Annotated in this window: 11 protein-coding genes; 7 read left to right on the top strand and 4 right to left on the bottom strand. The window is 33.1% G+C overall.

The window, feature by feature from the left end; genetic code table 11:
* Positions 1-242 precede the first annotated feature (242 nt).
* Both BFU36_RS12800 and BFU36_RS12795 read right to left on the bottom strand, forming a co-directional pair.
* Positions 243-1,280 (bottom strand): alcohol dehydrogenase catalytic domain-containing protein, encoded by a 1,038-nt coding sequence (locus BFU36_RS12800; RefSeq protein WP_069284382.1) that lies wholly within the window; start codon positions 1,278-1,280, stop codon positions 243-245.
* A gap of 137 nt (positions 1,281-1,417) precedes the next feature.
* Complete coding sequence (locus BFU36_RS12795; RefSeq protein WP_069284381.1) at positions 1,418-2,425, bottom strand: VOC family protein; 1,008 nt, start codon at positions 2,423-2,425, stop codon at positions 1,418-1,420.
* Between the two features lie 324 nt (positions 2,426-2,749).
* On the opposite strand from BFU36_RS12795, the gene BFU36_RS12790 reads away from it, so the two are divergent.
* Positions 2,750-3,676, top strand: coding sequence for a fumarylacetoacetate hydrolase family protein (locus BFU36_RS12790; protein ID WP_069284380.1), 927 nt, complete (start codon positions 2,750-2,752; stop codon positions 3,674-3,676).
* 577 nt (positions 3,677-4,253) lie between these two features.
* On the opposite strand, the gene BFU36_RS12785 is transcribed toward BFU36_RS12790, so the two are convergent.
* Positions 4,254-5,213, bottom strand: coding sequence for an amidohydrolase family protein (locus tag BFU36_RS12785; RefSeq protein ID WP_069284379.1), 960 nt, complete (start codon positions 5,211-5,213; stop codon positions 4,254-4,256).
* A 465-nt stretch (positions 5,214-5,678) separates the two neighbouring features.
* On the opposite strand from BFU36_RS12785, the gene BFU36_RS12780 reads away from it, so the two are divergent.
* From BFU36_RS12780 to BFU36_RS12770, 3 genes are all read left to right on the top strand, one after another.
* Positions 5,679-6,788 carry an MFS transporter gene (locus BFU36_RS12780; protein WP_069284378.1) on the top strand — a complete coding sequence of 370 codons (1,110 nt, stop codon included), beginning with the start codon at positions 5,679-5,681 and terminating at the stop codon, positions 6,786-6,788.
* A 343-nt stretch (positions 6,789-7,131) separates the two neighbouring features.
* Positions 7,132-8,436 carry an MFS transporter gene (locus BFU36_RS12775; protein WP_069284377.1) on the top strand — a complete coding sequence of 435 codons (1,305 nt, stop codon included), beginning with the start codon at positions 7,132-7,134 and terminating at the stop codon, positions 8,434-8,436.
* A gap of 143 nt (positions 8,437-8,579) precedes the next feature.
* Positions 8,580-9,371: an alpha/beta fold hydrolase gene (locus BFU36_RS12770; RefSeq protein WP_069284376.1), complete on the top strand. Its 792-nt coding sequence runs from the start codon at positions 8,580-8,582 to the stop codon at positions 9,369-9,371.
* A 208-nt stretch (positions 9,372-9,579) separates the two neighbouring features.
* On the opposite strand, the gene BFU36_RS12765 is transcribed toward BFU36_RS12770, so the two are convergent.
* The gene (locus tag BFU36_RS12765; protein ID WP_069284822.1) at positions 9,580-10,491 is read right to left on the bottom strand and encodes a fumarylacetoacetate hydrolase family protein; all 912 of its coding nucleotides are present in this window, start codon (positions 10,489-10,491) and stop codon (positions 9,580-9,582) included.
* A 259-nt stretch (positions 10,492-10,750) separates the two neighbouring features.
* Between BFU36_RS12765 and BFU36_RS12760 the strand changes: the two genes are divergently transcribed.
* From BFU36_RS12760 to BFU36_RS13980, 3 genes are all read left to right on the top strand, one after another.
* Positions 10,751-11,839 (top strand): cupin domain-containing protein, encoded by a 1,089-nt coding sequence (locus BFU36_RS12760; RefSeq protein ID WP_069284375.1) that lies wholly within the window; start codon positions 10,751-10,753, stop codon positions 11,837-11,839.
* A gap of 858 nt (positions 11,840-12,697) precedes the next feature.
* On the top strand, positions 12,698-13,357 hold the full coding sequence (locus tag BFU36_RS12755; RefSeq protein WP_185957833.1) for a helix-turn-helix domain-containing protein: 660 nt from the start codon (positions 12,698-12,700) through the stop codon (positions 13,355-13,357).
* A gap of 230 nt (positions 13,358-13,587) precedes the next feature.
* Positions 13,588-13,731, top strand: coding sequence for a hypothetical protein (locus tag BFU36_RS13980; RefSeq protein ID WP_156770094.1), 144 nt, complete (start codon positions 13,588-13,590; stop codon positions 13,729-13,731).
* Positions 13,732-13,823: the final 92 nt, after the last annotated feature.

The following is a 13,823-nucleotide window of genomic DNA, read 5'->3' as shown; positions in this document are numbered from 1 at the left end:
TACATTTCAACTGGGCATAAGGCTAATAATGATATCTTGAAAAATTGAACTCAGATTGTCAAGACTGAGTCGTATTGCGGATTTTTAATAATTTATATTTCGATGACCGGTAGTATATAGTAAATTAAATTTAAATAATATATATCAACAAAAATGGTATAAATCAAGAAAAAGTAGTATCCTATCTGTATCGCTTATTTATAATTGATATAGTTTTCAAAATATCTTAAAATTGGCTATCATTAGCTAATTTTTATAAATTGCTTACCGTTCTTGTCTAAGACTTCTTTAAATGCTTCGTTAGCACTTTCTAGTTCGTATATTTTCCACGTCTTTACCTTTAATTTTTTATAATATTTAATCACCTGCTTAAATTCATGTAAACTACCTATTCTAGTACTTATTAGTGAGATCTCTCTTCCATATATTAATGGTAAAGGACCTAAAGTAACTTGAAGACTCTTATATCCTCCAAAGAAAACTAATTTTCCATTAGGTCCTAAAACTTCTATACTTTTATCCCAAACGTCAACACCAAGGGGATTAATAGATACTTCAGCCATTCTTCCATTAGTAGTCTTCTTCACGAGTTCAACTACCTCATCTGGTCTTACTACGTAATCAGCTCCAAATTCCTTAAGCCACTCCTTGTTTTGTGGATCTCTGGTGACAGCAACTACGTTTGCTCCTAACATTTTCGCAAATTGAACTGCAAACATTCCTACATTACCGGAAGCTCCGAAAACTACTACGGTATCTCCTAGTTTTACATTCGCCTTATTTAAGGCATGGTATGCAGTGGTAACTGAATGAGATAAACTAGTCGCTAACCCCCAATCCATATCGTCTGGAATGGGGAAAACATTAGTTTCGGGGACAATGGTATATTCAGCATATCCACCATTACTATTAATGCCTATATGTCCTACTTTTCTACATATTTGAGTGCTCCCTTGACTACACATATCACAAGTCCCATCAAATAATACCTCATATACAGCTACTCTATCTCCTTCCCTTATACCCTTAACGTGATCACCAACTCTTTCTACAAATCCAGAAAACTCAATGCCCAAAATGTGGGGCATAGGAGTTAAGGGAGGAGGGCTCTTCAAAGTGAATAAGGAATAAGGAAGATTGTTAACGATTAAGTATTCTAAATTAGTTATTCCCGCGAGTTTAACTTTTACTAATACTTCATGAGAATTTGGTTCTGGTGTCTTAACCTCTTCTAATCTTAAATTCTCAACTCCTGGACCGTGATATACTAATGCTTTCATCTTGATATTAGATTGTACTTCCTTACTTAAAAACTTTGTCAATGTCGCCTTAATTAATTTAGAAATATTATATAATGTAAAAAGAATAATATAGAAAATATTAAGGTGAAAATGAGGTTATTTTCCTAACAGTTTAGTCATATATTTACATTCAGCTTTTGCCTAATTATTTCCTTTAATTCGGTTTCTATTTTATTAGGAGGTATTGGTGTACCTTCAAATACTAATTCTCTTAAATGACCCCATGTAGTTAACCAATTAGTGTCCTCTTTAATATCCCATACTAACGGTTCCCAGTCCGGCACGAAATTCCAGTACCCTCCATGAGTTACTTCTATTATGTTACCTCCTGGTTCTCTAACGTAAGTTGAAATAGTATCCCCAGATACGGGATGTCTTAATGGACCCCCTATTACTTCAAGGCCATATTCTGTGTAAATATCTGCTGCTGTAAGAACATCAGTAACGTATTCGACAAAGTAAGTCAAGTGACTTAATCTACCTGGTATACCATGAGAATCCAAGGCAACAGCAATATCATGAGATGAACCACAAACGGTCATAAAGTAGGCTAAAGGCTTATTTCCATCCTTAACGTACTCGTTAACCTTAAATCCTAGAGATTTTAGGAGATTTACTGAATTAAGTAAAGACTCCTCATTATGTGCAAACACAAGTGTGTGAGATAAATCCTTTGCTTTTATACCATTTAATGGTTTCTTTCCTCTTACCTTAATCGCAGTTGTCCTTAATTCCCCTATTGGTCTAGAGATCTTCATATCCCAAACTATTTTCCCTATTTGTCCGGAAGGTAAGATAAATCTAAATCCTTTACCTACTCCGAGATCTGGTTCTCCCTCATCCCATCCTAAGCCTAATCCCTTAGACTCAATTATTTTAGCTGCTTTATATAAATCGTCTTCACTATCAGCCCTCCAAGTAATTTCTTTTATACCGTTAGTTTCACTCTCGGTTAACTTAAGACTATATGTATACCACTCTTGCCATCCCTTAAAGTACACGGACCTTCCCTTTCTCGCTACCTCATAAAGACCTAGTACGTCTTTGAAGAACCAAATACTTTCATCTAACTTTGGGGTTAATATCTCAATACTAACGAGTTGACTTAATAGTCTATTAGTCAAGGTTCGATTACCTACTACCTTTTTGATTTTTAAATTTAAAAATCTTTCTTGTGAATTCAAAGAGTTCTTTTATTAAAAGTTGGGCAATTTCATTTACGTCCATAAAAAATCTAAATATTAGATTTTGAGTGCGTCATTTATCATTTTTAACCATCTAGTTATTTCCACGGAAAGTTCATGATTGTTAGCCTATTTGATTTACATTATAAGAGTATTTAAGGTATTATTTACATAAATTAGATTGACACAATAAATAATTACGACCATGAATTATTGTTAAAACTCTAAAAAAGCTTTATAAACGTTTGAAACTACATTACTTTAATGGTTAAACTATTAACATTTTCCTCTAAGCAAAATGAGATAAGAAGAGTTGGTGCATATAAGGATGGGAAGGTAATCGATTTGGTAGAGGCTTATAGATTAATATACGAGGCTAAACCTCCGATCTGGTTTTATAATATGAAGGAATTAATCGAGGGCGGAGATCCTGCTATACAATTAGTAAAAAAGGTATTAGAGGATTTAAATGAGCTTAACGTAGACGAAAAGAAAGAGGTAATTTTTGAACCTAATAGTATATTATATCATCCTCCAATAGAAAACCCCGAAAAGATATTTCTATTAGCTGCTAACTATAAGGCTCATGCTCAAGAAACTAATTATAGCCCACCAAAAGAACCTTACATATTTACGAAGTTCAACAACACTTTAATTGGAAACAATCTACCGGTAATAATCCCCAAGTCATCTGAAAAGGTTGATTACGAGATTGAGTTAGCAGTAATCATTGGGAAAAAGGGTAAATACATTAATAGAAGAGATGCTATGAAATACGTATTTGGTTATACAATTGCAAATGATATAAGCTTTAGAGATAAACAATTTCCTACAGAACCCCCTTATGGTATGAGATGGGTTCACGGCAAAGGAATGGATGGAGCTTTTCCATTAGGTCCGTGGATAGTTACAAGTGATGAACTAGAGAACGTATATAATTCTAGGTTAACGCTAAAAGTTAATGGGGAAATAAGGCAAGACGCTTACGCTGAAGATATGATATTTAAAATTGACGAATTGATAGAGTACCTATCTGACGGAATAACTTTAAGCCCAGGGGATATAATATCTACCGGCACACCTTCTGGAGTAGCTTTAGCTAGTGGAAAGTATTTAAAAGAAGGGGATATGATAGAGGCTGAAATAAGTACTATAGGGGTGTTAAGAAATCCTGTAACGAGGGAAAAATAGTAGAATAATATATAAAAAGTTATCAAATTTTTGCGTTATACTAGTTAAGAGTTTTTACCTTTAGGAGATTATCTCAAAATCTATTAGCCTTAGATTTATGATAATAATGCCATATAGTAAAGTAAGTTATAACTATAAATTACCATTTACCTCCTTACGTACTAAAGAGAGTTCCTTTATGATTCATAGGGTTGTTATTTACCTTCATCACTTCATAGCAAGTTCTCCAGCCCTCTCTATTCATTCGGTATCTGACTTCCTCCCCGCCCTAAGAGGCTAGGTTGTCCTCATTGTGTCGCTATGTTAGGTTTTTAGCCGAATTATCCCTTGTATTTTTTCAAGTAAGATCCTCTATCTCTCCTTGAGATCTAAAAACATGTGTGCATATAAAGGTTTAACTTCCCTTATTCGTGTTTTCCCCTTCATTTTACAGTCTTAGACTTAAAAAACCTTGATAATTCCTAGAAGGACCAAAAACTTTGACCTTGATTTTTTCTTAATAGACCTAAAAAATAGGACAATGAGGAATTAGTACGATTACAGCGACTCAGCACTAAGATAAAAAAGGTTCTTTATTCTAAATTTTTAGGTTAAAAAGTTTCTTTGCATTTTCATAAAATACCTTTTCTTTTTCAGTAATCGTATCCTCTATATACTTTAGGAAATCAAGTGGTCTAGATACAAAAAATGGATGATCTGTTCCAAATACAATGTGATCACTTCCAACGGTTTTATACAGAAAATCTAAAGAGTCTCTAGTATACATTATAGTATCATAATAAACGTATTTCAACAGATCTTTTTTGATCGTAACCTGATCGTTAGAAAGTAAATCTATTCTCCCAATCTGGTACGGGACAAATCCTCCTCCATGAGGTATAACAATCTTTAAATTGTATTCTCTTAACTTATTTGAGATCGCTAATCTTGTTATTGTATATGTAGTTTCAAATGGAAAACTAACTATTGGAGCCATTAGTTCCTCTTTCAGAATTTTATCCAATGGCAATGTTCCAGGGTGCAAAAATACTGGTCTATCCAGTTTAGAAATCCTCTCTAGTAAAGGCTTATATTCCTCATCAGCAATAGTCTTTCCATCCTCACTTACACCAGTCCCTATAACAAATCCGTGAAGACCTAAATCACTAATTGCTCTATCAGCTTCTTCAATGGCCTCATTAACATCACTCATGGGTAAAGTAGCTAAACCACCAAAATATTCACCATACTTTTCTACTATCTTCTGATACTCATTGTTACATTCTTTAACCAATCTTACTTCCTCCTTGCCCTTTAAAGTATAAGTCCATGGGGCAGAAATTGAAAGTAGAGAGTAAAATTTGTAGGGAAGCTTTTTTAAATATTGAATTTTCTTTTCTAAGTTAATTCCGCTAATATCCATGAATGCACTTCTATTGCTTCCCCACTTGAACATTACTTTATCTCCGTTAATCGTAATAATCCCTTTTTTACTCAAAGTTTCAACGTAAGTTTTTGGATAAAAGTGAGAGTGAACATCTACTACAACTGTGTCCATGTCTGAAAAGGGAATTATCAGCTTAAAAATTTACTTATTTTAATTCTGAATATATTGCAAGTAAGTTAGATAGTTATATTAAATTTAACTCTCCTCTAATATTTAAACTGTCTTCAATTGAATAAATCTTATAGGTCAGTGCAACCTTACTGAATTCATATTTAAATTTTTATCTTATTACATTAAAGGTGTTATGATACAATAAGAGATAATTTTTTAAACTGGTTGATGAGAAGAGCGCTTTCCAAATTTATTATAAATCCACCTTTCAGCACTCTCGTATAAAAATGTTTCCTAATCAGGTTAAATAGTTTTTACCAAATATTTGTAATTTTTCTATGATCCAATCCTAAGTAAACTTTAAGTCAAGATTTATGATTTTTAATAAGAGATTATCATCAAGAAATTGCGCGTAGAGCTCTCTTCAATAAAGCTTTTATTACGTGTCATAATATAGTCATATTCATGAGAGAAGTTAATAAAAACGCCTTTTTGGTCATAGGTTTTATTACAATGTGCTTTAACTCGTTATACCAATACACGTGGAACATATTATCTCCCATGATAATGATAGGGCTTAACGTAACTCTAACCAAGGTTGAATTAGCTTTTACCATTTTTGTGGTTATATCTACTTTCTCCCAAATAGTAGGAGGCTATATAGCAGATACAAGAGGTCCTAAAATCATAGGTATTGTAGCCTCAATACTTTCTTCCATAGGCTTCTTATTATCATCATTCTCCATGAACATATACATGTTTTACATTTTCTGGTCTGTAGGTAGTATTGGGGAAGGAATTTTGTATGGGATAGCCTCAAATCTAGCCGTTAAGTGGTTTCGAGATAAGTCGGGATTTGCAACTGGCTTAGTAACTTTAGGATTTGGTCTAGGAGGAAGTATTGCAAATCCTATAATTTCTCTTTCAACTAACTTCAGAGAACCTATGTTGTTAATAGGTTTAGTAGAAATAATAGTCTTGCCGATTCTCTTATCTTTAATAAAGTACCCTTCCTCATCCTCATGGGGTCTATCACCTAAAACACTAATTATATCGAAAAAGTGGTGGATCTTATACTTCTCTTATGTTATGATAAATGTTCCAATAATTACTCTAGCTTCTTCCCTATCAGAAATTGGTGAAGGCTTACCTAGAGATGAGCTAATATTAACTATCTCTTTATTTCCGCTATTCAGTGGTTTAGGAAGACCTTTACTTGGTTACGTATCTGATAAGATAGGTAGGTCTAAGAGCGCTATAATCGCAGAGACATTGATTATTTTAGGGGGGTTCATGTTATTAGGTAATTTAATCTCATTTTCTATATTTTTTATAGGATTTTTTGGAGGATCTATACTACCTATCTACTTTTCTCTGGTAGGAGAGAAATTTGGTATTAAATATTCAACATCGAATAATGCATTATTATATACAGCTAAAGCTATCGTTGGTGTTTTAGGTAGTCTAATTTTTAGCTATCTGTTTGAGATAAGTAAAACTACTTCATTGTTATACGTAGAAACTTGTAGCATCATTGGTATATTATTATTTATTATATTCATTTATATCAAATAAATTAATTTCATTCACAACTAAGGTTACATTATCGGAAAAACACGCCTACGGTTTATATTATAATGATATACTGGCAAAACCATTACCCTTGAGGAGGTAGGTCTGACCTTGTAGGTATATGAGAAAAATTGTTGTTCAGACTTTATAGTATTCCTATACATGCAGAAAGTCAGAGACTATGACCGTTATATTCGAATCATTAACTTATCGGATAAGTCTAAATGACTTGATAACCACGATTTATTCGTACGAAGTCACTTATTTGTTACGAGTACTATAGTTCATTTTTACAGAAATTTAATATGAGTAAAATTTTTTATTTAGTTTTATTAAACTCTTTTATATGGAGAAGAAAAAAGGATATACGAGTATATCTCTATCAAAGTATATACCTTTAATCTCAGTAGGAACCTTAATTGAATGGTATGACTTATTTGTAGTAGGTATAGCAGCCTCATTGATCTGGCCATTACTATATTACCCTACAACTAGTTCCGCTGCTGCTTTGGCAGCATCGATAGCTACTTATGGGTCAGTATTTTTCACAAGACCTATAGGGGCTGTAATTTTTGGACATTTTGGTGATAGGATAGGTCGGAAAACAATGCTAATCTGGACGTTAGTTATAACTGCTGTAGGAATGGGGGGAATGGCTCTAACACCTACTTATTCTACTATTGGAATCTTAGCTCCATTGTCTATTCTAATATTTAGGCTAATTCAAGGAATAGGCCTTGGGGGAGAGTATGGGGGAGCGGCAACGATATTAGTGGAATATCTAGTTGATAGTAAAAAGAGAGGCTATTATTCAAGTTTCCTACAGTCAACAGTTCCATTAGGAGTGTTTTTTGCTATTCTAGGATTACTCCTTACAAGAACTTATATGTCTCACGAGGTATTCATTAATATAGGATGGAGAATACTCATAGGGGCAGGTGCTATAGCATTAATTATTGGAGGAATAGTTAGATACATTTTAATGGAGAGCCCCCTATTCCAACAACTTATTGAAAAAGGAGAAGTGGAGAGATCTCCTTCAGCTAAGGCATTTAAGAAAGAATGGAAAACAATGATATTGTTAGCTTTTAGCTGGGCTTACATTGTAACTATTTTTGCAATAATATTCTTTCCGACAGGGCTCAGTTACATGACATCATTAAGAATTCCTCAGACAACTATTTACACAGCGTTGTTTGCCGGAGCTGTTGCTGGATTTTTAGCCACAATAATTGGAGGATATGTTTCTGATATATTTGGGAGGAAAACAGTTCTCTGGACTAGTGGAGTTTTAACTATAATAGCCTCTTATTTATATTTCGCTTTAGTTAGCACTAAGGATCCAATGTATATAATAATTGCAAACTCTTTCCTTAACTTTAGTTATTTCTTAGGATATGGTGCAGTTGCAGTATTTTTCACTGAGCAGTTTCTGACGAAGTATAGATATACAGCTGCAGGCTTTTCATACCAATTAGCAGCAATTATTACTGGAGTATATACTTCATTTCTCTTACCTATCGCTATAGTTACTGCGCATGGTTTGTTGAATGCAAACTTATATCTATTTCTTATGGCACTTTCCCTTTGTATCTTCTCAATAATTTCTATAATACCACTTAAGGAGACTAAGGGAGTGAAAATAGACTAACCCGTTAATCACTTTTCCATCTATTGTTTTTTAAAATATTTTATTAAATTTAAAACTCTCATCAGCTAAAGAAATTCCTGTCGGCTATAGATACTCTAAGGTTTATATAATACTACTCTATATGTTACCATGGGGATATAAAGATGCTAGAGAATTTAGTTGGTAGATATATCAACGTTAAGGGGAAATACGTGTATTTAGAGGAGTATGGTAGAGGGTTACCAATAGTTCTAATACATTTAGCTGGATTTGATGGTAGAATATATCATGATGTTGTTAAATATTTCCCTACGGATAAGTATAGGTTATTATTACTAGACTTGCCAGGGCATGGTAAATCTGAGCCCTGGGAAGTTCAATTAAAGGGTTTAAGTAACGCTTCAGTAAGTTTTTATAGTGACGTAATAATGGAATTAGCTAACGCTCTTAACTTGGAGAGATTTATTGCTGTAGGCACTTCAGTTGGTGGTGATATTGTTCTCGACCTATCTACTAAGGCCAAAAAGCTAATAGCTGGAGTAGCTGCCAATTGTGCAGCAAGAACCAGGACATTTTCCGAAGAGGATGTTAAGAATGCTATTAACACTGATCCTGCAAGAACCTTGTTTTTCGCCAGTCCAAATGCTACTAAGAGTCTTATTGAAAGGCTTACTTGGATTAGAAGTTCTACTAGAAATGAAATTCTCAGATGGGACTTAGCTGCGTGGAACTCTTTTGATATTGCTGATAAATTAGAGTTGATACGAATACCTTTACTTCTCTTAAGAGGGGAATACGATCCAATAGTAACACATGATATGATGAAAAGTACTGCTGAGAAGATAAAGAGTGCTAGATTTAAAGAACTAAAGGGTGCTGGACATTATGCACCTGCAGAAAATCCAGAATTATACGCAAAAGAAGTTATACAATTCTTGGAGGAGAATTTTAAATAAAAGATTTTTAGATCGTTTTCCACTAATTTAAAAAATGTTTCTAGGAAATTTTATTTGTTTTTATATTTTACCCTTTCATTTTCCATAAAAATTAAGATAGTCCTTTAATTTCGGAATTTAATGAACAACAAATCAATAGAATAGTTTTACTTCACGTCAAGGAAAGTTGATTTATAAAAAACTTTAGTTCTATCTGATTTTTCATTTCTTATTCAGTCTTAACGTAATTTTCCAATTCTCCAACATTTTCTATTACTACTTTAACGATATCTCCGGATTTTAAGAACTTACCAGTTCTCAATGCAGTACCAGGAGGAGTTCCAGTAGATATCAAATCCCCAGGCTTTAGGGTTATTCCTTCTGAAGCGTACTCGATTAACGTTGCAATATCGAATATCATGTCTTCGGTGTTTCCATCTTGCCTTAACTCATTATTTACGTAAGTCCTAATTCTCAATTTTTGAGGATTTTTAATCTCATCCTTAGTTACAACCCATGGACCTAAAGGACCTAACGTATCTAGGCTTTTAGCCTTTAGCCAATTAAATTCTGTTTTACCACTCTTTCCCCACCTTAAATCTCTTAAACTTACGTCGTTAAAAATTGTATAACCAAAAACGTATTCATAGGCTTTATTCCTAGGGATATTCTTACCCTCCTTTCCTATTATTACTGCTAACTCTCCTTCATAGTCAACTTGCCTTGAAAAACTAGGTACTATAATTGATTTCTTGTGACCTATTAGTACATTAGGCAACTTTACGAATAAATATGGTTCAACTGGAAGCTCTTGATGTAACTCTTCAGCGTGAGATTTATAGTTAATGGAAGCACATAATATTTTTTCTGGATTCACTGGAGGATAATACTCTATTTCATTCAAATCATAAATCACTTGACTAACCTCATCCAGATTATTTTCGATTTTATTTTTCAACTGTTCTACTAAAATCATGGCACTTTCTCCACCTCTTATTAGCTCGTTTAATGAGTTAAACCAACTTGGAGATGCTGAATGAGTTATTATTTTATAAGCTTGTTTTACGTCCAAAACCTTATCTTTAACTATTAGACCTAACCTTTCATCCCCTTTACCTTTAGAAAACATTAACAATTTCATTCTTACATTTCCCCTGATTATCCATTTATTCACCTAAGTTATATAAATCAATATTTACTTCAGGGTAAGGAATTGCACACGCAGTATGAGTGAACTCATGCTATGATATTAAGCAGATTATGGAGGAGGACAAAGCTCGTAAACGTGATCTTAGACTTAATGTTCTCTGGAACAAAAATGTATTAATAATTATGGTATCAAATCTACAGCATCTCATATGGTGAAAAAATAAATACTTGGTTAGTTTATATTAATATTAATGGCTAATGAAGCTGAGTTTCGCAAATTAGTGGAAGAAATGAAAAGAGAATACTTAGGAACTTATGCTACAAGCTTCGATAAGAGATTCTCAAATTATCCAGTCTTCACAAATAAACCACAACCGTTTATGGTACCATATATGTGGAAGTATGAAGATCTAAAAAGAACCGCATATAGGTTAAGAGATGTTATAGACCCAGAATTCTCTGATAGGGTGACAGTTCACTTGGAAAATCCGGGGATAAAGAAACTAGCCCCTGAGTTTCCAGCCCCTGCTACTACTACTATGTATGCTGGTATTCAAATCATAGCCCCTGAAGATAAACCTCCTGCTCACAGACATTTAACAAATGCCTTCAGAGTAGGATTGGATATGCCTCCAGAGGGAGGATATACTACTGTTAATGGAATTAGGATTAAGATAAATAAAGGAGATGTAGTACTTACTCCAGCTTTTACTTGGCACGATCATGGAAACTTCGGTAAAGACTACGCGATATGGTATGATGGCTTAGATGCTTCCCTAACTTTTTGGTTAGGGATAGAGTGGTACTCATTTCTGAAGGATGTTAATGGTAAGGTAGTACAAGATGTGATAGGAACAGAGGTCGATGTAGAGGGAAAGTATTCTCAAGGATTTTTACCTTTAACCGAAGAGAAGTCAGAAATAAATCCATTATGGTATTATCCATACAAGAAGACACGTGAAGCCCTTATAAAATTAGGAGAAAAAGTTAAGGAAAGGAAAATTGTAGCAATAGAATTAATTAATCCTCAAACCGGAGGTCCAGCATTTCCAACTATGAGTTTAACTTTCATCTTAGTAAGACCAGGAGAAGAGATCAAACCACCTTTAGCCACTGAGAGTGTAGTTATGTTTCCTATGGAAGGAGAAGGTGAAATATGGCTACCAGATAACGGTATCACATATAAGGTAAAGGATCACGATATGATAACATTGCCACCATGGACGAGAAGGATAATAAGAAATAATGGTAAGGATCCATTAATATTATTTGTTCAATCAGACGCACCTACTTATAAAGCCCTCGGAAAGTATAGAGAAGAGAAGCAAGAAGAATCCTAATTTTTTCTTTCATTTTTTATCCACTATATATAACTACTACACATACTACTTTAATGTGTTAATGTAGTTTGTCATCATAAAGCTAAAATTTGCTAAACCTCTCTCGTATTGACAAATATATGTAAATAGGAGTATATTGCCCACATACAGTTTATTAGCGTAATAGATTTGCCTAAATTTAAATCCTCATGATGGCACTGAACTCACACGTGTGAAAATAAGTTGAACTTAGAGAAATCTCTGTCTTCTAAGGCATAGCCTTCAATTAATTCTACCAAGAATAAATCGAGTATTAATAAGATAATGTGTAATACGGATTAATATCTTGTAAAATATAAGTGAAAAATAGTCGTATAATATGGTATGATAATCATAGTTAAATTAATAAAAATGCCTTATTGATTCAAAAATCTAACTACCTATGAATGTAGATCTTAATATTTTTCATCATAAAAACTATGTGATTTATAAAATGGTATATACCTTTAAAATTATGTAAGAATATATAAATCTCCAATCCTGCTCAAAACCTTATTTTTGAATGGATAAAGCTTAACTTTAATATAATATAATGCGAATTCAACTTGATTAATATGGAATTAAATATTTATTTGTACGATAAAATTATATCAAAATAAATTTTTCTAACAAACATTGTGTGGAAATGCTCTTCATCCCATATCTATAAAATTGCACAACGTCAAATCGTTTATGTTTTAAGTTATAATTTACTATTATTTTCCTTTACCTTAAGAAAACGGGAATATGATAGTTCGGACTTCCTAAAATTATTTACTTAACTTGTTGTTTGAATTGACCAAGATGCTTTATATTCAAGAATTTTTATATATTTCACTGATGGGAAAGGAGAATCGTGTTAATCCCCAAGTTCTTCTTAAGGTTAATGGAACACATGAAAATTGTTGGTCCACTGAGATATGGTATAACGTTAAACTTATACACTATCATAAGATCAATGATGGGTCTTACGTTAAGATAATTCTTTTAGTCCCTAAAGAATATAAAAGGCATTTCATTAGTTTGATGAACAGATTCTATAAAACTGTTACCATAAATAGTATTCAATACAATGACAAGGCTAATGTTTTGATATCTATAATCAAGAGGCTAAGACCTAACTCCATTTTTAATTTAATAGAGAGATATGCCGCAATGTTTATAGAGGAAGATATTTCAGACTTTAAGGAAAGTTGGAGCATTGTAATTCCAACTAATTTGAAAGAAGACTTCATTAATGATCTAAAGGAGCAATTGAATGTTCATAGTACCGCGCTTCATCCCTATAAATACTTGACTCAACCCAATTTACCATTAAAGGAATTAGATATTTTAAGGGTAGCATATAAATTTGGATACTTTGATTATCCTAGAAAGATAACCAGTAAAGAGTTAAGTAAGATTTTAGGTATTAGTGAACCCATGCTCATCTATCACTTAAGGAATATTCAAAAGAAAATTACTAGATATATATTAGATTATTACTACGATATATATTGATAATTTTTAATACGTTATTGATGAGACTAAGGTTTTGAGGGTTAATGGTGAGTATTATTTAGGCATTACGAGTCTGGGCTAATTCTTCATGTAGTTTCCACGCTTATACTGGAAAATTGGAGGGATAAAGCTGTCTTCCTACACGATAAGGCTACAAGGCATTCTCTTGGTTAAAACACGATGTTGAAACTTTTGACAAGCTTAGTAAGTTTTCAGAAGCTTAAGCAAGCATGGACTCCACATGGAACTCAACAAGGAACACAATAACGAGATGGCTAAAAATATTCTTCAATACAATTTACTCGAAATCTATTGGCATAAGTTGGAATATGGGAGTGGATGAAATTGTTGTCCACACACAATTTGTCAAATGAAAGTGTATACACATGTATTAATGGAGCTCAGACTTAAGTGATAGTCAAAAATAATGGAAGCCTTAAAAACACTCAGGTATTCGCTAATTTTG

It is taken from the genome of Sulfolobus sp. A20 (assembly GCF_001719125.1).
In the GTDB taxonomy this organism is placed as follows: domain Archaea; phylum Thermoproteota; class Thermoprotei_A; order Sulfolobales; family Sulfolobaceae; genus Saccharolobus.
The sequence above is the reverse complement of the archived record's forward strand: the minus strand, read 5'-3'. Positions and strand labels throughout refer to the sequence as shown.